The 23,118-nt window shown below is 67.2% G+C and carries 14 protein-coding genes and 3 rRNA genes; 7 read left to right on the top strand and 10 right to left on the bottom strand.

The features are described from left to right. Window positions 1-690 carry a two-component system response regulator MtrA gene (gene mtrA, locus OG331_RS29890; protein WP_187283109.1) on the bottom strand — a complete coding sequence of 230 codons (690 nt, stop codon included), beginning with the start codon at window positions 688-690 and terminating at the stop codon, window positions 1-3. Window positions 691-851: 161 nt separating this feature from the next. Next, entirely contained in the window at window positions 852-2,003 is a 1,152-nt protein-coding gene (gene mtnA, locus OG331_RS29885; RefSeq protein WP_406201852.1) for an S-methyl-5-thioribose-1-phosphate isomerase, read from the bottom strand. Between the two features lie 140 nt (window positions 2,004-2,143). Between mtnA and OG331_RS29880 the strand changes: the two genes are divergently transcribed. From OG331_RS29880 to OG331_RS29860, 5 genes are read left to right on the top strand one after another with little or no spacing between them, the layout of a single operon-like run. Beyond that, window positions 2,144-3,478 (top strand): glycerophosphoryl diester phosphodiesterase membrane domain-containing protein, encoded by a 1,335-nt coding sequence (locus OG331_RS29880; RefSeq protein ID WP_406201850.1) that lies wholly within the window; start codon window positions 2,144-2,146, stop codon window positions 3,476-3,478. A gap of 4 nt (window positions 3,479-3,482) precedes the next feature. Continuing rightward, complete coding sequence (locus OG331_RS29875) at window positions 3,483-4,208, top strand: DUF4129 domain-containing protein (RefSeq protein WP_406201847.1); 726 nt, start codon at window positions 3,483-3,485, stop codon at window positions 4,206-4,208. Further along, window positions 4,205-5,413, top strand: a complete 1,209-nt coding sequence (locus OG331_RS29870) for a DUF4350 domain-containing protein (protein WP_406201845.1) — start codon at window positions 4,205-4,207, stop codon at window positions 5,411-5,413. The genes OG331_RS29875 and OG331_RS29870 overlap by 4 nt, the downstream gene beginning before the upstream one ends. Next, on the top strand, window positions 5,413-6,402 hold the full coding sequence (locus OG331_RS29865; RefSeq protein WP_406210362.1) for an AAA family ATPase: 990 nt from the start codon (window positions 5,413-5,415) through the stop codon (window positions 6,400-6,402). The genes OG331_RS29870 and OG331_RS29865 overlap by 1 nt, the downstream gene beginning before the upstream one ends. Beyond that, a complete protein-coding gene (locus OG331_RS29860; RefSeq protein ID WP_406201842.1) occupies window positions 6,402-7,712 on the top strand; it encodes a DUF58 domain-containing protein in 1,311 nt (436 codons plus the stop codon). The genes OG331_RS29865 and OG331_RS29860 overlap by 1 nt, the downstream gene beginning before the upstream one ends. Window positions 7,713-7,827: 115 nt before the next feature. Here the strand turns inward: OG331_RS29860 and rrf are convergent. From rrf to OG331_RS29840, 4 genes are all read right to left on the bottom strand, one after another. Further along, window positions 7,828-7,944: ribosomal RNA gene (rrf, locus tag OG331_RS29855) — 5S ribosomal RNA — on the bottom strand. An 85-nt stretch (window positions 7,945-8,029) separates the two neighbouring features. Continuing rightward, window positions 8,030-11,148: ribosomal RNA gene (locus tag OG331_RS29850) — 23S ribosomal RNA — on the bottom strand. A 317-nt stretch (window positions 11,149-11,465) separates the two neighbouring features. Further along, window positions 11,466-12,991: ribosomal RNA gene (locus OG331_RS29845) — 16S ribosomal RNA — on the bottom strand. The 16S, 23S and 5S rRNA genes sit together here, the layout of an rRNA operon. 566 nt (window positions 12,992-13,557) lie before the next feature. After that, window positions 13,558-14,565, bottom strand: coding sequence for a stage II sporulation protein M (locus tag OG331_RS29840; protein WP_406201840.1), 1,008 nt, complete (start codon window positions 14,563-14,565; stop codon window positions 13,558-13,560). A 130-nt stretch (window positions 14,566-14,695) separates the two neighbouring features. On the opposite strand from OG331_RS29840, the gene OG331_RS29835 reads away from it, so the two are divergent. Continuing rightward, the gene (locus OG331_RS29835; RefSeq protein WP_406201837.1) at window positions 14,696-15,652 is read left to right on the top strand and encodes an RDD family protein; all 957 of its coding nucleotides are present in this window, start codon (window positions 14,696-14,698) and stop codon (window positions 15,650-15,652) included. A 25-nt stretch (window positions 15,653-15,677) separates the two neighbouring features. On the opposite strand, the gene OG331_RS29830 is transcribed toward OG331_RS29835, so the two are convergent. Next, window positions 15,678-16,292: a hypothetical protein gene (locus OG331_RS29830; RefSeq protein ID WP_406201835.1), complete on the bottom strand. Its 615-nt coding sequence runs from the start codon at window positions 16,290-16,292 to the stop codon at window positions 15,678-15,680. A 194-nt stretch (window positions 16,293-16,486) separates the two neighbouring features. Beyond that, the gene (gene ahcY / locus OG331_RS29825; protein ID WP_406201831.1) at window positions 16,487-17,944 is read right to left on the bottom strand and encodes an adenosylhomocysteinase; all 1,458 of its coding nucleotides are present in this window, start codon (window positions 17,942-17,944) and stop codon (window positions 16,487-16,489) included. 548 nt (window positions 17,945-18,492) lie between these two features. Between ahcY and OG331_RS29820 the strand changes: the two genes are divergently transcribed. Next, window positions 18,493-20,622: a fructose-specific PTS transporter subunit EIIC gene (locus tag OG331_RS29820; RefSeq protein ID WP_406201828.1), complete on the top strand. Its 2,130-nt coding sequence runs from the start codon at window positions 18,493-18,495 to the stop codon at window positions 20,620-20,622. Window positions 20,623-20,691: 69 nt separating this feature from the next. Here the strand turns inward: OG331_RS29820 and OG331_RS29815 are convergent, their stop codons facing one another. Together OG331_RS29815 and manA are read right to left on the bottom strand one after the other, a co-directional pair. Further along, on the bottom strand, window positions 20,692-21,672 hold the full coding sequence (locus tag OG331_RS29815; RefSeq protein ID WP_406201826.1) for a cation diffusion facilitator family transporter: 981 nt from the start codon (window positions 21,670-21,672) through the stop codon (window positions 20,692-20,694). A gap of 187 nt (window positions 21,673-21,859) precedes the next feature. Then, entirely contained in the window at window positions 21,860-23,011 is a 1,152-nt protein-coding gene (gene manA, locus OG331_RS29810) for a mannose-6-phosphate isomerase, class I (protein WP_406201824.1), read from the bottom strand. Between the last annotated feature and the right edge of the window lie 107 nt (window positions 23,012-23,118).

Below are 23,118 nucleotides of genomic sequence, written 5' to 3'. Positions count from 1 at the left end.
TCAGCTCGGCCCTGCCTTGTAGCCGACGCCACGGACGGTCACGACGATCTCCGGCCGCTCCGGGTCCTTCTCGACCTTGGAACGCAGCCGCTGCACATGCACATTGACCAGACGCGTGTCGGCCGCGTGCCGGTAGCCCCACACCTGCTCGAGGAGCACCTCACGCGTGAACACCTGCCACGGCTTGCGGGCCAGCGCGACCAGCAGGTCGAACTCCAGCGGCGTCAGCGCGATCGACTGCCCGTCCCGCTTCACGGAGTGCCCGGCCACGTCGATGACCAGGTCACCGATGGCGAGCTGCTCGGGCGCCGGCTCCTCGGACCTCCGCAGCCGCGCCCGGATCCGGGCGACGAGCTCCTTCGGCTTGAACGGCTTGACGATGTAGTCGTCGGCGCCGGACTCCAGGCCCACGACGACATCGACGGTGTCGCTCTTCGCCGTCAGCATCACGATCGGCACGCCGGACTCCGCCCTGATCAGACGGCACACCTCGATGCCGTCCCGTCCGGGCAGCATCAGGTCCAGCAGCACCAGGTCGGGCTTGGCCTCACGGAATGCGGCCAGCGCCTTGTCGCCGTCGGCTACGAAAGACGGCTCAAAACCTTCACCACGCAGCACGATGCCGAGCATCTCGGCCAGTGCGGTGTCGTCGTCGACGACAAGGACTCGTCCCTTCATAAACGACATCATCCCATTCTCATAACAGTGGCGAAGGCTGAGGTGAGGTAGGTCACCGGCCAGTGACCTTAGTCGTACGCCGTCGCCACTGTCTGCCCTCGCTCAGATCACAGCGAGTGACCTTTGAGCGGGTTTGGCCCGCTCTGCCCGAACTGGTTCCACCAATGTCCGCCTCACTGCGTCGGCGTCACCTGCCGTGACCTGGCACACAGCTCGGCCAGCGCCTCGGCCGTCACGGGCGAGGCGACCCCTTCCTCGGTGACGATCGCCGTCACCAGCTCGGGCGGCGTCACATCGAACGCAGGGTTGTACGCCTGGGTCCCCAGGGGCGCCACCGGAATCCCGCCTCCCGGTTCGCCTCCCGCCACCGGCGCCTGAGGCGCCGCGATCTCGGTCACCTCGAACCCGGGACGCTGCTCGACCTCGATGGACGCCCCGTCCGGGGTCTCGGGGTCCACTGTCGTCAAGGGTGCCACCACGATGAACGGCACATGGTGGTAGCGCGCGAGCACGGCGAGCGGATAGCTCCCCACCTTGTTCGCCACCGACCCGTCGGCCGCGATCCGATCGGCCCCTATCAGCACCGCGTCCACCTCACCGGCGGCGAACAGGGACCCCGCCGCGTTGTCCGTGAGCAGTGTGTACGCCATCCCGTTGCGCGCAGCCTCGTACGCCGTCAGGCGAGCCCCTTGCAACAACGGCCGCGTCTCGTCCACCCACAGCCTCCTGAGCCGCCCGGCCCGGTGCGCCGCGAGCGCGACCGCGAACGCCGTGCCCTCCCCGCCCGACACCAGCGCCCCGGTGTTGCAGTGCGTGAGGATGCGGTGCCCGCCACCGGGCAGCAGCTCGTCCAGCAGTGCCAGCCCCTGCCCAGCCATGCGCGTGCTGGCCTCGGCGTCCTCCTGATGCAGCGCCCGCGCGGCCCGCAGCGCCGCAGCGGCGGCCCGCTCGGCGTCCCCGCTCCCGGCGAGCTCGTCCCGGTACGCCGCCTGAGCCCTGCGCACCCCGAGGGCAAGGTTCACGGCGGTGGGCCGGGCCCCCGCGAGCGACTCGGCGGCGTCGTCCACGTCGAAGCCGCGCACGGCGGCGAGCGCGACGCCGTACGCCCCGGCGATCCCGAGCAGCGGCGCACCGCGCACGGCGAGCGAACGGATCGCCTCCACCAGCGCGGGCGCGTCCGTACAGACCAGCTCGACCTCCTCGGCCGGCAGCCTTGTCTGGTCGAGAAGGACCAGTACGGGGCCTTCAGGTGGTTCGTCCCACCGGATCGCCGGGATCTCGTGCGGCTTGCTGTCCTCGCCGGATTGCGCGTACCGATCAGCCATGCGGTCAGTCTGCCCTTTGTCCGGCGGACAATTGAAGGTGTCCAGCCCATACCGCGGCCGGTACCTCTGCGGCCACCCCATGGCACGATGGCTGCCAACCTGCCGCCGCGACCGCGGACGGGCACCGTGAAGGAGCGACGATGAAAGACACTCCGGGCTGGGCCTCGCCCGGATCCGCCCCGTCCGACGGCCAGGAACCCGGCGCGTCCGGCCCTGCCGAGCCCGCAGACCGTCCCGACCCCGCGCAGCAACCGGGACCCGACCCACAGGGCACCGGCTCGAAGTGGTCCAAGGAGCAGCCGCCGGCCGGCCAGTGGTCCGCCCCGACCGGACCCGAGGCCCCCGGCCAGACCCCGCCACCCCCACCGCCCGGCCCGGGCTGGGGCACCACCCCTCCTGCCGGCACCGGCGGGTTCGGCGGTGGCTCTCAGGGCTACAACGCCCCGGGCGGACACGGCTCCTGGGGCAGCGGCTGGGGCGGCCCGCCGCCCGCTGCCAAGCCCGGCGTGATCCCGCTGCGCCCCCTCGGCGTCGGCGAGATCCTCGACGGCGCGGTCTCCACCATGCGCACCTACTGGCGCACGGTCCTGGGCATCTCCCTGACCGTCGCGATCGTGACGGAAATCCTCGTCATCCTCCTTCAGGGCTTCGTCCTGAACGACCTCGCCGGCAGTGAGGCCCTCAACGACCCGGACGCCACCCTCAGCGAGGTCACCCGGGCCACGGGCGACGCCCTGCTCAGCTCCAGCGTGATCTTCCTGATCTCGGTGATCGGCGCGATCATTGCGACCGCCCTGCTGACGACGGTCACCAGCCGCGCGGTGCTCGGCAAGTCCGTGACCACCGGCGAGGCCTGGCGCGACGCCCGTCCTCAGGTGCTGCCGCTGTTCGGCCTGCTCCTCCTGCTGCTGCTCATGACCTTCGGCCTGGTGTTCGTGGGTGCCCTGCCCGGCATCCTCGTGGTCGTCTCGGGCTCCGGTGCTGCGGGCGGAGCGCTCGCGATCCTGGGCATCCTCGGCGCGGGCATCGTCGCAATGTGGCTGTGGTTCCGCTTCTCCCTCGCCTCGCCCGCGCTGATGCTGGAGAAGCAGGGCATCGTGAAGGCGCTGAGCCGCTCCGTGAAGCTGGTCCGCGGCTCCTGGTGGCGCGTCTTCGGCATCCAGCTGCTCGCCACGCTCATCGCGAACATCGTCGCGGCGATCGTCGTCATCCCCTTCACCTTCCTCGCCGCCGCGTTCAGCGGTGACGGCGCCACCGCCTTCCTCGACGGCAGCTCCGACTTCGGCTGGACGTTCCTCATCATCAGCGGCATCGGCTCGGTGATCGGCTCCATGATCACCTTCCCGATCACGGCCGGCGTCACCGTCCTGCTCTACATCGACCAGCGCATCCGCCGCGAGGCCCTCGACCTCGAACTGGCCCGCGCAGCCGGCGTCCAGGACCACAGCGCTGGCACCGGCATCCCGGGGAGCTGAACCGGTGAGCCTGGCGGGGGGAGTTCTCACAACAGCGTCAGCACTGTCGCTGACGGCACGCTCGGCCGACGAGCCACCACTGACGATCCCGCGCGATCCCGCGCGGGAGGCGGCCCGTCGCGAGCTGTCCAAGCAGATGTACCACGAGCACGAACCCAGCTGGTTCCAGCGAGCCCTGGACGCCTTCTGGGCCTGGGTCGAGGACTTGTTCAACAGCGCCTCGACCGTGACGCCCGGGGGACCGCTCGGCCTGGTCGTCATCATCCTGGTCGTCGTCGCGGTCCTGGGCGCCCTGTGGTGGCGCCTGGGCACTCCGCGCCGCCAACCCACGTCCTCCGCCGCCCTGTTCGACGACCGCCCCCGCAGCGCCGCCGAACACCGGTCCGCCGCCGAGGCGCACGCCGCCCAGGGCCACTGGAACCAGGCCGTCCAGGAACGCATGCGCGCCATCGTCCGCTCCCTCGAGGAGCGCGCACTTCTCGACGTACGCCCCGGGCGCACCGCGGACGAGGCCGCCGCCGAAGCAGGCCGTTCACTGCCCGCCCACAGGGACCGACTGCGCACCGCCGCACGGGACTTCGACGACGTGACGTACGGCGGCAGGACCGCGACCCAGCAGGCGTACCAGCGCATCGCGGAACTCGACCGCGACCTGGAGAGCAGCAAGCCACAACTCGCCGGCAGCACCCCCAGTACGGCACCCAACGCCCGCCAGGGAGCCGCCGAATGACCACCGGGGCCACGCTCCAGTCCACCTCGGCCTCGCCCACCCCGCGCCAGGTGTGGACCCGCGCGCGAGGCATCGCCCTCGCCGTCGTACTCCTCCTCGTGGCGGCCGTCGTGATCGCCACGATCCGCTCCGACTCCCGGCACGGCACCCTCGACCCACGCTCCGCCGACCCCAAGGGCAGCCGGGCCGTCGCCGAACTCCTCGCCGACCGCGGCGTGGACACGCGTGTGGTCACCACCCTGGACGACGCGCGCGCCGCGGCCGCCCCGGACACCACCCTCCTGGTCGCCTCCCCAGACCTTCTGACGCACCGTCAACAGTCCTGGCTGCGCTCGTCGACCGCCGGCTCCGGCGGCCGTACCGTACTCGTCGCCCCCGGCAGCTGGTCCGTCGAACGGCTCATCCCCGGCGTCACCGCGGACCCCGCCACCAGCCTCGCCTCGGAGCTCTCCCCCGCCTGCACCCTGCCCGCCGCCCGGCGCGCAGGCACCGCCGACCTGGGCGGAGTCCGCTACACGACCACCCACCTCGACGCCGACGAGTGCTACCCGAGCGAGCGCCTCGCCACCCTGCTGCGCGTCCCGGACTCCACCGGGGACGGCGCCGGCGACACCGTCGTCCTCGGCGCGCCCGACGTCCTCAACAACGACCGTCTCGACGAGCAGGGCAACGCCTCGCTCTCGCTCCAACTCCTCGGTTCCCGCCCCCACTTGGTCTGGTACCTCCCCTCGCTCTCCGACACGTCGGCCGCCGACTCGGACGACGAACGCAGCTTCCTCGACCTGCTCCCCTCGGGCTGGCTCTGGGGCACACTGCAGCTCTTCATCGCCGCAGGCCTGGCCGCCCTCTGGCGGGCACGCCGACTCGGCCCCCTCGTGCCCGAAAAACTCCCCGTGGCGATCCGCGCCTCCGAAACCGTCGAAGGCCGCGCCCGCCTCTACCGCAAGGCGAACGCCCGCGACCGCGCGGCCGCCGCTCTTCGCTCCACCACCCGCACGCGCCTCGCCCCCCTCGTAGGTGTCCCCGTCACCCAGGCGCACATGCCCGAGGCCCTGCTCCCCGCGCTGTCCGCCCACCTCCACCACCACGGGGACGGACAGACCCTGCACACCCTCCTCTTCGGCCCGCCGCCCAGCGACGACGCAGCACTCATCGCCCTCGCCGACCAACTCGACGCCCTCGAAAGAGAGGTACGCCGTCCATGATGGACCCGACCACTGACAACGCCGGGAACACCGGGGATCCGGGCACCGCCCGCGCCTCCCTGGAGGCCCTGCGCGCCGAGATCGCCAAAGCCGTGGTCGGCCAGGACCCCGCCGTGACCGGCCTCGTCGTCGCACTCCTGTGCCGCGGCCACGTCCTCCTCGAAGGCGTTCCCGGCGTCGCCAAGACCCTCCTCGTACGCGCCCTCGCCTCCGCACTCGAACTCGACACCAAGCGCGTCCAGTTCACCCCCGACCTCATGCCGAGCGACGTGACGGGCTCCCTCGTCTACGACACCCGCTCCGCCGAGTTCTCCTTCCAGCCCGGCCCGGTCTTCACCAACCTCCTCCTGGCCGACGAGATCAACCGGACTCCCCCCAAGACCCAGTCGTCCCTCCTGGAAGCCATGGAGGAACGCCAGGTCACCGTCGACGGCACGCCCCGCCCGCTCCCCGACCCGTTCCTGGTCGCAGCAACCCAGAACCCGGTGGAGTACGAGGGCACTTACCCCCTCCCCGAAGCCCAGCTGGACCGTTTCCTCCTCAAGCTCACGATCCCGCTCCCCTCCCGCCAGGACGAGATCGGCATCCTCACCCGCCACGCAGAGGGCTTCAACCCGCGCGACCTGCGCGCCGCCGGCGTACGCCCCGTAGCGGGCCCCGCGGACCTGGAAGCGGCACGCGCGGCCGTGGCCAAGACGACGGTCTCCCCGGAGATCACGGCCTACGTGGTCGACATCTGCCGAGCCACCCGGGAATCCCCCTCCCTCACCCTCGGGGTCTCCCCCCGCGGCGCCACGGCCCTCCTGGCCACCGCCCGCGCGTGGGCGTGGCTCACAGGCCGCGACTACGTCATCCCCGACGACGTGAAGGCCCTGGCCCTCCCCACCCTCCGCCACCGCGTACAACTCCGCCCGGAGGCCGAGATGGAAGGCGTCACCGCCGACTCCGTGATCAACGCGATCCTCACCCACGTCCCCGTCCCGCGCTGATGGCACTCACCGGACGCGCCGCACTCCTCGCGGCCCTGGGCTCCCTCCCCGTAGGCATCTGGGACCCCAGCTGGACGGGCATCCTTGCGGTCAACGCCCCCTTGGTGGCGGCCTGCGCCTGCGACTTCGCGCTGGCCGCACCCGTACGCCGCCTCGGCCTGACCCGCTCAGGCGACACCTCCGTACGCCTGGGCGAAACGGCCGACGTCACCCTCACGATCACCAACCCGTCCAGCCGCCCCCTCCGCGCCCACCTCCGCGACGCCTGGCCCCCCAGCAGCTGGCAGCCGGGCACAGAGGTAGCGGCCTCCCGCCACCGCGTGACGGTCCCCGCAGGCGAACGCCGCCGCATCACCACCCGCCTACGCCCCACCCGCCGCGGCGACCGCCAGGCCGACCGCGTGACGATCCGTTCCTACGGCCCCCTGCACCTCTTCTCCCGCCAGGGCACCCACAACGTCCCCTGGACGGTACGGGTCCTCCCCCCATTCACAAGCCGCAAGCACCTCCCCTCCAAACTGGCCCGCCTGCGAGAACTCGACGGCCGCACCAGCGTGCTCACCCGCGGCGAGGGCACTGAATTCGACAGCCTGCGCGAATACGTCCCCGGCGACGACACCCGCTCCATCGACTGGCGCGCAACAGCCCGCCAGTCCACGGTCGCCGTACGCACCTGGCGCCCCGAACGCGACCGCCACATCCTCCTCGTCCTGGACACCGGCCGAACCTCAGCAGGCCGCGTCGGCGACGCTCCCCGCCTGGACGCCTCCATGGACGCAGCACTGCTCCTGGCCGCCCTCGCCTCCCGCGCCGGCGACCGAGTGGACCTACTCGCCTACGACCGCCGAGTACGAGCCCTCGTCCAGGGCCGCACAGCAGGAGACGTCCTTCCCTCTCTGGTAAACGCGATGGCCACACTGGAACCCGAGCTGATCGAAACGGATGCCCGAGGCCTGACGGCCACGGCTCTCCGTACGGCCCCCCGCCACTCCCTGATCGTGCTGCTCACGACCCTCGACGCGGCCCCCATCGAGGAGGGACTGCTCCCGGTGCTGTCCCAACTCACCCAGCGCCACACAGTTCTGCTGGCCTCGGTAGCGGACCCCCACATCGCACGCATGGCAACCGCACGCGGAAACACAGACGCCGTATACGAGGCCGCAGCCGCCGCCCAGGCCCAAAGCGAACGCCACCGCACGGCAGAACAACTCCGCCGTCACGGCGTCACTGTCGTCGACGCCACACCAGAAGAACTCGCGCCGGCACTGGCAGACGCGTATCTGGCCCTCAAAACGGCGGGACGCCTGTAACCGGGGATTTTCCGAAGGGGCTCTCCTTTCAGAGAGCCCCGAAACTATGCGTTGCGCAACCCACCACAAACGCAGAAAGGCCCACACCTTATGGTGTGGGCCTTTCTCACAATTTGTTCGGCGGCGTCCTACTCTCCCACAGGGTCCCCCCTGCAGTACCATCGGCGCTGTAAGGCTTAGCTTCCGGGTTCGGAATGTAACCGGGCGTTTCCCTCACGCTATAACCACCGAAACACTATGAAACTGTCAGCCGCACCGCATGTGGCCATACGGGGCTGTTCGTGGTTTCAGAACCAACACAGTGGACGCGAGCATCTATGGACAAGCCCTCGGCCTATTAGTACCGGTCACCTCCACACGTTGCCGTGCTTCCAGATCCGGCCTATCAACCCAGTCGTCTACTGGGAGCCTTACCCCATCAAGTGGGTGGGAATACTCATCTCGAAGCAGGCTTCCCGCTTAGATGCTTTCAGCGGTTATCCCTCCCGAACGTAGCCAACCAGCCATGCCCTTGGCAGAACAACTGGCACACCAGAGGTTCGTCCGTCCCGGTCCTCTCGTACTAGGGACAGCCCTTCTCAATATTCCTGCGCGCGCAGCGGATAGGGACCGAACTGTCTCACGACGTTCTAAACCCAGCTCGCGTACCGCTTTAATGGGCGAACAGCCCAACCCTTGGGACCGACTCCAGCCCCAGGATGCGACGAGCCGACATCGAGGTGCCAAACCATCCCGTCGATATGGACTCTTGGGGAAGATCAGCCTGTTATCCCCGGGGTACCTTTTATCCGTTGAGCGACGGCGCTTCCACAAGCCACCGCCGGATCACTAGTCCCGACTTTCGTCCCTGCTCGACCCGTCGGTCTCACAGTCAAGCTCCCTTGTGCACTTACACTCAACACCTGATTGCCAACCAGGCTGAGGGAACCTTTGGGCGCCTCCGTTACTCTTTAGGAGGCAACCGCCCCAGTTAAACTACCCATCAGACACTGTCCCTGATCCGGATCACGGACCCAGGTTAGACATCCAGCACGACCAGAGTGGTATTTCAACGATGACTCCCCCTGAACTGGCGTCCAGAGTTCACAGTCTCCCACCTATCCTACACAAGCCGAACCGAACACCAATATCAAACTGTAGTAAAGGTCCCGGGGTCTTTCCGTCCTGCTGCGCGAAACGAGCATCTTTACTCGTAGTGCAATTTCACCGGGCCTATGGTTGAGACAGTCGAGAAGTCGTTACGCCATTCGTGCAGGTCGGAACTTACCCGACAAGGAATTTCGCTACCTTAGGATGGTTATAGTTACCACCGCCGTTTACTGGCGCTTAAGTTCTCAGCTTCGCCAGGACGAATCCTGACTAACCGGTCCCCTTAACGTTCCAGCACCGGGCAGGCGTCAGTCCGTATACATCGCCTTACGGCTTCGCACGGACCTGTGTTTTTAGTAAACAGTCGCTTCTCGCTGGTCTCTGCGGCCACCCCCAGCTCAGGAAGCAAGTTCCCTCACCAGTGATGGCCCCCCTTCTCCCGAAGTTACGGGGGCATTTTGCCGAGTTCCTTAACCATAGTTCACCCGAACGCCTCGGTATTCTCTACCTGACCACCTGAGTCGGTTTAGGGTACGGGCCGCCATGAAACTCGCTAGAGGCTTTTCTCGACAGCATAGGATCATCCACTTCACCACAATCGGCTCGGCATCAGGTCTCAGCCTTGTGTGCGACGGATTTACCTACCGCACGGCCTACACCCTTACCCCGGGACAACCACCGCCCGGGCTGGACTACCTTCCTGCGTCACCCCATCACTCACCTACTACAGGTCTGGTCCGTCGGCTCCACCACTCCCCTTTGCCCGAAGGCTCCAGGGCGGCTTCACGGACTTAGCATCGCCTGGTTCAATGTTTGACGCTTCACAGCGGGTACCGGAATATCAACCGGTTATCCATCGACTACGCCTGTCGGCCTCGCCTTAGGTCCCGACTTACCCTGGGCAGATCAGCTTGACCCAGGAACCCTTAGTCAATCGGCGCACACGTTTCTCACGTGTGAATCGCTACTCATGCCTGCATTCTCACTCGTGAACCGTCCACCACTGCCTTCCGGCGCGGCTTCACCCGGCACACGACGCTCCCCTACCCATCACAGCACCCGTTGGGGCTATTTGCTGCAATGACACGACTTCGGCGGTACGCTTGAGCCCCGCTACATTGTCGGCGCGGAATCACTAGACCAGTGAGCTATTACGCACTCTTTCAAGGGTGGCTGCTTCTAAGCCAACCTCCTGGTTGTCTCTGCGACTCCACATCCTTTCCCACTTAGCGTACGCTTAGGGGCCTTAGTCGATGCTCTGGGCTGTTTCCCTCTCGACCATGGAGCTTATCCCCCACAGTCTCACTGCCGCGCTCTCACTTACCGGCATTCGGAGTTTGGCTAAGGTCAGTAACCCGGTAGGGCCCATCGCCTATCCAGTGCTCTACCTCCGGCAAGAAACACACGACGCTGCACCTAAATGCATTTCGGGGAGAACCAGCTATCACGGAGTTTGATTGGCCTTTCACCCCTAACCACAGGTCATCCCCCAGGTTTTCAACCCTGGTGGGTTCGGTCCTCCACGAAGTCTTACCTCCGCTTCAACCTGCCCATGGCTAGATCACTCCGCTTCGGGTCTTGAGCGCGCTACTGAATCGCCCTATTCGGACTCGCTTTCGCTACGGCTTCCCCACACGGGTTAACCTCGCAACACACCGCAAACTCGCAGGCTCATTCTTCAAAAGGCACGCAGTCACGAGAATGTGCAAGCACATTCCGACGCTCCCACGGCTTGTAGGCACACGGTTTCAGGTACTATTTCACTCCCCTCCCGGGGTACTTTTCACCATTCCCTCACGGTACTATCCGCTATCGGTCACCAGGGAATATTTAGGCTTAGCGGGTGGTCCCGCCAGATTCACACGGGATTTCTCGGGCCCCGTGCTACTTGGGTGTCTCTCAAACGAGCCGCTGATGTTTCGACTACGGGGGTCTTACCCTCTACGCCGGACCTTTCGCATGTCCTTCGCCTACATCAACGGTTTCTGACTCGTCTCACAGCCGGCAGACTGTGAAAGAGAGATCCCACAACCCCGTATACGCAACCCCTGCCGGGTCTCACACGTATACGGTTTAGCCTCATCCAGTTTCGCTCGCCACTACTCCCGGAATCACGGTTGTTTTCTCTTCCTGCGGGTACTGAGATGTTTCACTTCCCCGCGTTCCCTCCACACTGCCTATGTGTTCAGCAGCGGGTGACAGCCCATGACGACTGCCGGGTTTCCCCATTCGGAAACCCCCGGATCAAAGCCTGGTTGACGACTCCCCGGGGACTATCGTGGCCTCCCACGTCCTTCATCGGTTCCTGGTGCCAAGGCATCCACCGTGCGCCCTTAAAAACTTGGCCACAGATGCTCGCGTCCACTGTGCAGTTCTCAAACAACGACCAGTACACCGTCACACACCACCTCAGTGGTGCTTCACCGGCGCCGGCAACCGAAGCACAACCTTGCGGCCGTTACTTCAGACACCCAACAGCGTGCCCGACCAGATCCCGTCCGGAGATCATGCTTTCCACGCTCTTGCGAGCAGTACTTGCAGCCTCCGACCCGGAAACCCGGCCGAATAATCAACGTTCCACCCATGAGCAACCACCGCAGAACGTTTGCCTGCGTAGTGGCCTCTGACCTCGCCCCGAAGGACTCGGTAAGAAGTGCTCCTTAGAAAGGAGGTGATCCAGCCGCACCTTCCGGTACGGCTACCTTGTTACGACTTCGTCCCAATCGCCAGTCCCACCTTCGACAGCTCCCTCCCACAAGGGGTTGGGCCACCGGCTTCGGGTGTTACCGACTTTCGTGACGTGACGGGCGGTGTGTACAAGGCCCGGGAACGTATTCACCGCAGCAATGCTGATCTGCGATTACTAGCAACTCCGACTTCATGGGGTCGAGTTGCAGACCCCAATCCGAACTGAGACAGGCTTTTTGAGATTCGCTCCACCTCACGGTATCGCAGCTCATTGTACCTGCCATTGTAGCACGTGTGCAGCCCAAGACATAAGGGGCATGATGACTTGACGTCGTCCCCACCTTCCTCCGAGTTGACCCCGGCGGTCTCCTGTGAGTCCCCATCACCCCGAAGGGCATGCTGGCAACACAGAACAAGGGTTGCGCTCGTTGCGGGACTTAACCCAACATCTCACGACACGAGCTGACGACAGCCATGCACCACCTGTACACCGACCACAAGGGGGGCACTATCTCTAATGCTTTCCGGTGTATGTCAAGCCTTGGTAAGGTTCTTCGCGTTGCGTCGAATTAAGCCACATGCTCCGCTGCTTGTGCGGGCCCCCGTCAATTCCTTTGAGTTTTAGCCTTGCGGCCGTACTCCCCAGGCGGGGAACTTAATGCGTTAGCTGCGGCACCGACGACGTGGAATGTCGCCAACACCTAGTTCCCACCGTTTACGGCGTGGACTACCAGGGTATCTAATCCTGTTCGCTCCCCACGCTTTCGCTCCTCAGCGTCAGTAATGGCCCAGAGATCCGCCTTCGCCACCGGTGTTCCTCCTGATATCTGCGCATTTCACCGCTACACCAGGAATTCCGATCTCCCCTACCACACTCTAGCTAGCCCGTATCGAATGCAGACCCGGGGTTAAGCCCCGGGCTTTCACACCCGACGTGACAAGCCGCCTACGAGCTCTTTACGCCCAATAATTCCGGACAACGCTTGCGCCCTACGTATTACCGCGGCTGCTGGCACGTAGTTAGCCGGCGCTTCTTCTGCAGGTACCGTCACTTTCGCTTCTTCCCTGCTGAAAGAGGTTTACAACCCGAAGGCCGTCATCCCTCACGCGGCGTCGCTGCATCAGGCTTTCGCCCATTGTGCAATATTCCCCACTGCTGCCTCCCGTAGGAGTCTGGGCCGTGTCTCAGTCCCAGTGTGGCCGGTCGCCCTCTCAGGCCGGCTACCCGTCGTCGCCTTGGTGAGCCATTACCTCACCAACAAGCTGATAGGCCGCGGGCTCATCCTTCACCGCCGGAGCTTTCAACCTTCACAGATGCCAGTGAAGGTGGTATCCGGTATTAGACCCCGTTTCCAGGGCTTGTCCCAGAGTGAAGGGCAGATTGCCCACGTGTTACTCACCCGTTCGCCACTAATCCCCACCGAAGTGGTTCATCGTTCGACTTGCATGTGTTAAGCACGCCGCCAGCGTTCGTCCTGAGCCAGGATCAAACTCTCCGTGAATGTTTTCCCGTAATCGGGACGACACACACGAGAGCGGAACAGCCAGGCGGAATAAGCCCGGCCGTTCACAGCGTCCTCGCTGTGTTTATTTCAAAGGAACCTCGCCACCGGGAACTAATGTTTCCGGTAGACGGGGTATCAACATATCTGGCGTTGATTTTTGGCACGCTGTTGAGTTCTCAAGGAACGGACGCTTCCTTTGTACTCACCCTCTCGGGCTTTCCTCCGGGCGCTTCCCTTCGGTCTTGCGTTTCCGACTCTATCAGACCTTTTCTCGATCCGATTTCCTCGGTGCTTTCCAGGTTTCCGCTCTCGCGTTTCCCTTTCCGGCGACTCCGACTTTATCAGAAGTTCCGGGCTGGATTGACCAGCCACTCTTTTCTGAATCATCAGGAGGGGCTTCTCGGGAATCGATGTTCCACCGAAGCAGATAGATAGTCACTCTGCCCGGCTGGACTCTCATCCGTTTCCAGGCAACTGTTCTAATCTACCTCCCCACCAGGTCCGTGTCAACGGCTCTTGTGGGGCGAAGAGGAGACTAGCAGCTCAGCGGGCGTGCCCGCACATCAGGCGGCGGTGGGAACCGTGGCGCTGCGCTCGGCGGCCTCGACGTCGCCCGTCTCCCCCGCTCGGGCGGCACGACCGCCGAGGACATAGACGTATGCGAGGAAGGCCAGCTCAGCGGCGACGCCGATGCTGATGCGCGCCCAAGTGGGCAAGCCGGATGGGGTGACGAAGCCTTCGATGGCGCCGGAGATGAAGAGGACCAAAGCGAGGCCTATTGCCATGCCTATTGCGGCTCGGCCTTCCTCGGCGAGGGCCGAGCGTCGGGTGCGGGGGCCCGGGTCGATGAGGGTCCAGCCGAGGCGTAGGCCTGTGCCGGCGGCGACGAAGACCGCGGTCAGTTCGAGGAGGCCGTGCGGCAGGACGAGGCCGAGGAAGGTGTCGAGGCGACCTGCTGAGGACATCAGGCCGAAGCCGACACCGAGGTTGAGCATGTTCTGGAAGAGGATCCACAGCACTGGGAGGCCGAGGAAGACTCCGAGGATCAGGCAGAGGGCGGCGGCCCAGGCGTTGTTCGTCCAGACCTGGGCTGCGAAGGAAGCCGCGGGATGGCTGGAGTAGTACGTCTCGTACTGCCCGCCGGGGCGGGTGAGCTCGCGTAGTTCGCTGGGGGCCGCGATGGTGGCCTGTACTTCGGGATGGGTGCCGATCCACCAGCCCAGGAGGGCCGCGACCAGGGTGGACAGGAGCGCCGTGGGTACCCACCAGTGGCGCGCTCGGTACACGGCGGCCGGGAATCCGTATGCGAGGAAGCGGGTGACATCGCGCCATGAGGCGCGTCGCGTGCCTGTCACCGCGCTACGCGCGCGGGCCACGAGCTGGCTGAGCCGGCCGGTCAACTGCGGGTCGGGCGCGCTGGACTGGATCAGGGAAAGGTGGGTGGCGGTGCGCTGGTAGAGGGCGACGAGTTCGTCGGCCTCGGCGCCGGTGAGGCGGCGCTGGCGCCCGAGGAGGGCGTCGAGGCGGTCCCACTCGGCTCGGTGGGCGGTGACGAAGACGTCGAGGTCCATCTGGTTTTCTGCTCCTCGGCTGTTCGTCGGCGACTCGTCGTAGGTGTCAGCTTGTCGTACTGCGGCGCGATGCGCCCTCAGCTTGGCAGACTGGCCATTTCAGGGGCAGGTCAGGGGAAGGACGGTCGGCGTGAGTGAGCTGGTGACGGGCGAGGCGGTGGCGCTGGAGTTGCGCCCCGCGAAGCTGCCCAGCAGGGCCTTGGCCGTGCTGCTTGATCTGGCCGTGGCGGTGATCGCCTACATCGTCGTGACCATTGGCGTTGTGGCTGCCACCGCTTCTCTGGACGAGGCGGCGCAGACCGCGCTGTCGATCGCGATGTTCGTTCTGCTGCTGGTCGGCGGGCCGATCGCGGTCGAGACGCTCAGCCATGGGCGCTCGCTCGGGAAGCTTGCGTGCGGCTTGAGGGTCGTTCGCGACGACGGTGGGCCGATCCGGTTCCGGCACGCGCTGGTGCGTGGCCTCATAGGCGTGATCGAGATTCTGATGACGCTCGGTGTCGTCGCCGTCATCGCCTCGCTGGTGTCCGCGCGCGGGCGGCGGCTCGGGGACGTCTTCGCCGGGACTCTCGTCGTACGGGAGCGGGTGCCCCTCGCGCGGACGGGGTTCGTTCCGCCGCCTCCGCCATGGCTGGCCGGGCGGTTCTCGGGGCTTGATCTGTCGGCGGTTCCCGATGGTCTGTGGCTCGCCATTCGCCAGTACCTGACGCGGATGCAGCAACTCGACCCGCAGGTGGGGTGGAGCATGGCGGAGCAGCTCGCCGCGGATCTCGTGGCGCGTACGGGCACTCCGGCGCCGCAGGGTGTTCCGCCGGCGGCGTATCTGGCGGCAGTTCTGCAGGAGCGGCAGGCGCGGGAGGCACGGCGGGCCTTCAGCCACGGGTCGTTCGACGGTGGTGCGCCCTCTGTGAGTGGTGCGGGGGCCGGGGCCGGTGGGCCTGGCGCGTACGGTCCACCGGTTGTGCCGACCGCCGCCGCTGCTGCGGTGCCTCCGACTTCCCCATACGGCGCGGAAGGGGATCGTTCCTCGGCGCCGTATGACGCCCCGGCGGACGACCGGCCCTCCACGGGCTTCGCTCCGCCGGCTTAGGTCGTCCCGAGCCAGGGTCCGTCGCTCAAGCGAACGTCGACGGCGGCGATTTCAGGTCCTCCAGCTCGATGCCGGGTGCCGCGAGGACCACGTCGCCCGCGATGTGTACGGCGTGCTGTTCGCCGGTGTCCAGGGCTGTGACCTGGTATTCGTCCACGGTCAGAGGGCCGTTGTCAGTGGCGTGTGTTTCTCTGTTCACCAGGGCCCAGGACTGGTCCACGGTGCGGGGGGCGAGGACCGGGTCCGTGAGGGCCAGGAGGCGTACGCGGGTTGCTGAGGCGGAGGGGGTGAGGCGCAGGAGGCGAGTGGTGGCGATGAGGAACGCGGGGGATGCCCCGGTGAAGGCATGGGCGCGCACATTGCCTTCCGTGGCCTGAGCCCCGGTGGGGTCGGTACGGACCCAGGTGACGCCGTCGATGGCGGCTCCGCGTACCTGCCAGCCGCCGGCGTGGAGTTCGAGACGGATGGGGCGGCCGAGTTCGTCCAGGGCGAGGTCGACGGAGCCGCTGTGATCGCCCGCAGGGGTGGTCAGCTGGGAGACGTAGCGCCAGCCGGACGGGCCGGGGGCGCAGTGGAAGTGCTCTTCTGCGAGGGGGGTGTGATCGTGCGGATCGTGGAGCGAATAACGGCCGCGGGGCATCGGGGTCCTGGGTCTTGACGGGTTGGTCCGCCCACGCGGGCCACGAGGGTCGCGCGGGCTGAAACGGCTGCACGGGTCAAAGGGGCAGGCCCCCGGCACGGGGGTGCGGGGGCCTGCCTCGGAGGATCTGCTGCCGATGAGCGTGCGCCGCTGGGCAGCAGCCTGGTTCGGCGGCGGCTCAGCGGCGGGTCGGCTCAGTAGCGGTAGTGGTCCGGCTTGTAGGGGCCCTCGACCTCGACGCCGATGTACGCGGCCTGCTCGGGGCGGAGCTGGGTCAGTTTCACGCCGAGCGAGTCCAGGTGCAGGCGGGCGACCTTCTCGTCCAGGTGCTTGGGCAGCGTGTACACGCCGGTCGGGTAGGTGTCCGGCTTGGTGAACAGCTCGATCTGGGCCAGTGTCTGGTCCGCGAAGGAGTTGGACATCACGAAGGACGGGTGACCGGTGGCGTTGCCCAGGTTCAGCAGGCGGCCCTCGGAGAGGACGATCAGCACCTTGCCGTCGGGGAACTTCCAGGTGTGGACCTGCGGCTTGACCTCGTCCTTGACGATGCCCGGGATCTTGGCGAGGCCGGCCATGTCGATCTCGTTGTCGAAGTGGCCGATGTTGCCGACGATCGCCTGGTGCTTCATCTTGGCCATGTCCGAGGCCATGATGATGTCCTTGTTGCCGGTCGTGGTGATGAAGATGTCGGCCTTGTCGACGACCTCGTCGAGGGTCGTGACCTGGTAGCCGTCCATCGCCGCCTGGAGGGCGCAGATCGGGTCGATCTCGGTGATGATCACGCGGGCGCCCTGTCCGCGCAGGGACTCCGCGCAGCCCTTGCCCACGTCGCCGTAGCCGCAGACGACCGCGGTCTTGCCGCCGATCAGGACGTCGGTGGCGCGGTTGATGCCGTCGATCAGGGAGTGGCGGCAGCCGTACTTGTTGTCGAACTTCGACTTGGTGACGGCGTCGTTCACGTTGATCGCCGGGAACAGGAGGACGCCGTCGCGCTGCATCTCGTACAGGCGGTGGACGCCGGTCGTGGTCTCCTCGGTCACGCCGCGGATCTCGGAGGCGAGCTGGGTCCACTTCTGGGAGCCGTCGGTGATGGTGCGGTTCAGGAGTTCGAGGATGACGCGGTGTTCGTCGTTCTCGGCGGTGTCGACCGAGGGGACCTTGCCGGCCTTCTCGTACTCGACGCCCTTGTGGACGAGGAGGGTGGCGTCACCGCCGTCGTCCAGGATCATGTTCGGGCCGCCGGTGGGGGTGTTCGGCCAGGTCAGCGCCTGCTCCGTGCACCACCAGTACTCCTCCAGGGTCTCGCCCTTCCAGGCGAAGACCGGGACGCCCTGGGGGTTGTCCACGGTGCCGTTCGGGCCGACGGCGACGGCGGCGGCCGCGTGGTCCTGGGTGGAGAAGATGTTGCAGGACACCCAACGGACCTGGGCGCCCAGGGCGACCAGGGTCTCGATCAGGACGGCGGTCTGCACGGTCATGTGCAGTGAGCCCATGATGCGGGCGCCGGCCAGCGGCTGGGTGGCGGCGAACTCCTTGCGGATCGCCATCAGGCCGGGCATCTCGTGCTCGGCGAGGGTGATCTCCTTGCGGCCGAAGTCGGCCAGGGAGAGATCGGCGACCTTGAAGTCCTGTCGGTTCTCGACAGTCGTCATTACGAGCTGCTCCTCGGGGTTGGGTCGAGGGTGGGTACGGCTGGTCTGCACGGCGGCGGACACCGGGGTGCCCGAAGAGGACACAGGCATGCCCGCGTACGCGCAGCGCAGTCCGTCGGAGGCCCTCTCTCCCTCGGCCGGTCCGCGTCGGGACCGCCCGACCGCCATCAGCAGCGACGTCTGGCTCTGTCCCAAGCTACACCGGGACGCCCGGGAGCCACAGCGGGAGGCCTGGGCGTTCCTGGTCTGTCTTGTCCGGCTCCGTACAGATCGCGCCATCAGGGCATCCGGGGGTGGGAGGGCGGCGGCCGTTCACGGGTCGGTGCGGTGGGGCGGTGGCGGTCGTGGGCGGGGGTGCTGTGCGGGAGCGATAACAGGACACCAACGAACGGCGCACAGGAGGCGGCAAACCCGGGCGAAGCGCCACTTTCGCCCCTTTGAGGCTGCGGCTGGGTGGTGCAGGATGCCCAGGAGATCTGAACAACTGATCGATCTTGCGGGACGTCCGGGACGGCGATCCGCACCAACAAAGGCGTTAGGAGATCGACGTGACCAGTCCGGCCGGCCCTCCCCCCACGGGCGGCGGCAGCGGCGAGCAGAAGCGGTTGAAGCTGCTCGCGGTGACCGCATGCCCGACCGGCATTGCCCACACGTACATGGCGGCGGAAAAGCTCGCGCAGGCTGCCGAGAGCCGCGGTATCGACATGAAGGTGGAGACGCAGGGATCCATCGGGGCTGAAAACGTCCTCGATGACAACGATGTCAAGCACGCGGACGGCATCATCGTCGCCGCGGACAAGGATGTGGACCTGAGCCGTTTCGCGGGCAAGCGGGTCCTTACGGTCGGTGTGGCCGAGGGCATACGCCACCCCGAGCGGCTGATCGAGCAGGTGCTGTCGGCGCCGGTGCATGAGGCAGGGGCGGTCACCGCGGCCTCGGGGGCCGGCGGTGGCAAGGAGCGGAGCGTCGGGTACAAGGCGCTGATGAACGGGGTCAGTTACATGATCCCGTTCGTCGTGGTCGGCGGGCTGCTGATCGCGATCTCGCTCTCGCTCGGCGGGCACACGGACCCGTCGGGCGGTCTGGTCATCCCGAAGGACTCCTTCTGGATGGACGTGAACAACATCGGTGTCATCGGGTTCACGCTGATGGTGCCGATCCTGTCCGGTTACATCGCGTATGCCATCGGGGATCGGCCCGCGCTGGTGCCGGGCATGATCGGTGGCTGGATCGCCAACACCGGGGAGTTGTACGACTCCAAGGCGGGCGCCGGGTTCATCGGGGCGATCGTGACCGGGTTCCTCGCCGGGTATCTGGTGTTGTGGATCAAGAAGGTCAAGGTTCCGAAGTTCGCGCAGCCGATCATGCCGATCATCGTGATCCCGATCGTGGCGACGACGGCGCTCGGGCTGTTCTTCATCTATGTCATCGGCAAGCCGATCTCCTGGGTCTTCGAGAACCTGACCGACTGGCTCAGCGGGATGACGGGGACGAGCGCGATCCTGCTCGGCGCGATTCTCGGGCTGATGATCGCGTTCGACATGGGCGGGCCGGTCAACAAGACGGCGTTCCTGTTCGGCGCCGGGCTCATCGCGACCGGCAACCAGACGGTCATGGGCATGTGCGCGGCCGCGATCCCGGTCATGCCGCTGGGTCAGGGCCTCGCCACGCTGATACGCAAGCGGCTGTACACCGAGCAAGAGCGGGAGACGGGGCTCGCCGCGCTGTTCATGGGCTGCTTCGGCATCTCCGAGGGCGCGATCCCGTTCGCCGCGGCGCGGCCCGCGCAGGTCATCCCGGCCAACATGCTCGGCGGCGCGGTCGCCGGTGCGACAGCCGGAGTCGCCGGCGTCGAGGACGCGGTGCCGCACGGCGGGCCGATCGTGGCGGTGCTGGGCGCGGTGAGCGGCGTACCGATGTTCTTCGTGGCCGTGGTGATCGGCACGGTCGTCACCGCGCTGACGACGGTTGCCCTGGTGGACATCAGTGAGCGCAGGCGGCGCGGGGAGGCTCTCGTCGGCACGGGCACGGGCACGGCCGGGCTCGAACCCGCGCTGGTCGGTGCGGGTGTCGGAGTGCCGGGCGCCGGCGCCGCTGCTGTCGTGGCGCAGGCTGCCGTACGTGAGTCGGCGGCGACCGGCACGACGAGTGGGTCGCCCGCAGGGTCGCCCGGACTGTCCACGGGTTCCGCGGACGAGTCCGAAGCCGATGATTCCCCTGCCGAGGTCCTCTCCGGCCACCTCACCGAGCGGACCGTGAAGGTGCGGCTCGATGCGGCCGACAAGGAGTCGGCGATCCGCGAGATGGCTGAACTGCTGGCAGGTACCGGCAAGGTCGTGGACGTGGACGAGCTGGTGGCGACCGCGCTGCGGCGGGAGGCGCAGGGGACGACCGGGCTCGGTGAGGAGATCGCGATTCCGCATGCCAAGACCGATGCGGTGACCGCGCCGGTCGTCGGTTTCGCGCGGTCCGTGCAGGGTGTCGAGTGGGACTCGCTGGACGGTACGAAGGCGAGGCTGGTGTTCATGATCGCCGTACCGGAGGCGGCCGCGGGCGACGAGCATCTGCGGATTCTGTCGCTGCTGTCGCGGAAGTTGATGGACGCCGGGTTCCGGGAGCGGCTGTTGGCCGCGCCGGACGAGTCGGCCGTCCTCGGGGTGTTGCGCGAGGTCGGCTAGCCGGGGCAACGGACAACGGGGCCCGCCGAACGTCTCGGCGGGCCCCGTTGGAAGCTGTCCTGCGGAACGTCAGTGCTCGGTTCCGTGGGGCGTCGGTCCGCCCGGCGCCGCGTCGCGGTCGGCACCCTTGGCCGCTTCGGCCTCGCTGTAGATGTCGGGCTCGAGGTAGATCACGCGGGCGATCGGGACCGCCTCGCGGATGCGGGCCTCGGCGGCGTTGATGGCGGAGGCGATCTCGGCGCCCGTGTCGCCCTGCGGGACGGCGATCTTGGCGGCGACCAGGAGCTCCTCGGGGCCGAGGTGGAGCGTGCGCATGTGGATGATGCGGGTGACCACGTCGCCGTCGACGATGGCGGCTTCGATCTTCTGTTCGTCCTCGGCGCCCGCGGCCTCACCGAGCAGCAGCGACTTGGTCTCGATGGCCAGGACGACCGCGATCAGGACGAGCAGAACGCCGATGCAGACGGTGCCGATGCCGTCCCAGACGCCGTCGCCGGTGAGCAGGGCCAGGCCGACGCCGCCCAGGGCGAGGATCAGGCCGACCAGCGCGCCGAGGTCCTCCAGGAGGACGACGGGCAGCTCGGGCGCCTTGGCGTGGCGGACGAACTCCTTCCAGGACTTCTTGCCCCGAAGGAGGTTGGACTCCTTGATGGCCGTACGGAAGGAGAACGTCTCGGCGATGATCGCGAAGACGAGAACGCCGACCGGCCAGTACCAGTGCTCGATCTCGTGCGGGTGCTTGATCTTCTCGTAGCCCTCGTAGAGGGCGAACATGCCGCCCACGGAGAACAGGATGATCGAGACGAGGAAGGCGTAGATGTAGCGCTCGCGGCCGTAGCCGAAGGGGTGCTGCGGGGTCGCCTCGCGCTTGGCCTTCTTGCCGCCGACCAGCAGCAGGGCCTGGTTGCCGGAGTCGGCGAGCGAGTGCACGCCTTCGGCGAGCATCGACGACGAGCCGCTGAACGCGAACGCGACGAACTTCGCTGCCGCGATCGCGAGGTTGGCGGCGAGTGCCGCCACGATCGCCTTGGTACCGCCTGACGCGCTCATGTGTCGCGTTGTCCCTTCGCCTTCGTCTTCGTACGCCTGTACGCCCGTACGTCTGCACGTCCGTACGCTGTTCAGGGCGTCGCCGAGGGGGCGTGCGGCCCTCGTTCGGCTTTGCCCGTCCTTTGCCGGTGGGCCATTGTTGCAGCCCGGTCCGACAACAGCGCGCCGGGTCGTCGGATGCGCTCGGTCAGGCGACGACCGTGGCGCGGAAGACCGTACCGGCGCCGGACACTTCGGCCTTTTCGCCGGCCGGTACGAAGACGGACCGACCGGGCGTCAGTTCGTGCTCGCCGATGCGGACCGAGCCCGCCGTGCAGAGCAGGATCTGCGGGGTCGCGCGCGTGAGGTCGTGCGCGGCGGTGCCCTCCGGGAGGACGTACCGGGACAGCCGGAACTCGTCGATGGGGGTCTCGTAGACCTCCTCGCCGTCCGGGGACGCCTCCGGGCGCAGCACCCCGGCGTCGCCGGCCTCGAAGCGGACGATGCGCAGGAGTTCGGGGACGTCGACGTGCTTGGGGGTCAGGCCGCAGCGCAGGACGTTGTCGGAGTTGGCCATGATCTCGACGCCGAGGCCGTTGAGGTAGGCGTGAGGGATGCCGGCGCCGAGGAACAGGGCCTCGCCGGGCTGCAGACGGACGTAGTTGAGGAGCATGGCGGCGATGACGCCGGGGTCGCCGGGGAAGTGGTGGGCGATGTCGGCGTACGGGGCGTAGTCGCCGCCGAGGCGGGCGCAGGCGGCCGATGCGTCGGCGACGGTGCGGGCCATCTCGTCCGGGTCGGCGGTGAGGATCGCGGTGAGCACCTCGCGCAGGGCCGCGTCCTCGGGGTGGGCGTGCAGCAGGTCGACGTACGGCTTGAGGGAGTCGACGCCGAGGCCGTCCAGCGCGTCGGCTGCCGCGATGGGGTCGCGGAAGCCGCACAGGCCGTCGAACTCGGTGAGCGCGCAGATCAGTTCGGGCTTGTGGTTGGCGTCCTTGTAGTTGCGGTGGCCGGCGTCCACCGGGATGCCCCGGCGCTCCTCGTCCTGGTAACCCTCCTTCGCCTGCTCCAGGTTGGGGTGCACCTGGAGGGAGAGCGGGGCTCCCGCGGCGAGGATCTTGAGGAGGAAGGGCAGGCGGGGGCCGAACTTCGCCACGGCCGCGGCGCCCAGCTCGCGCTCCGGGTCGGCCTCGATGACCTCGACCAGCGTGCCGCGCTCGGTGCGCGAGGGTGCGCCCGGGTGGGCGCCCATCCACATTTCCGCCTGCGGTTCGCCGGTCGGCTCGGCCCCGAGGAGCTGCGGGATCGCGGTGGTCGAACCCCAGGCGTAGGGGCGGACGGTGTTGTCGAGGCGGTCCATGCGGTTGTCTGCCTGTTCTCTGCGGGTAGGCGGGTTCTCTTCGTGGTGGACGCCGGTTCGCCTTGTGTACGCCTGCCGGTTCCTGCGGCGTACGGCTTCCAGTGCCC

Source organism: Streptomyces sp. NBC_01017, from assembly GCF_045162795.1.
GTDB classification, from domain to species: Bacteria; Actinomycetota; Actinomycetes; order Streptomycetales; family Streptomycetaceae; genus Streptomyces; species Streptomyces machairae.
Note: the sequence above shows the minus strand (reverse complement) of the source record. Positions and strands in the feature narration are given on the sequence as shown.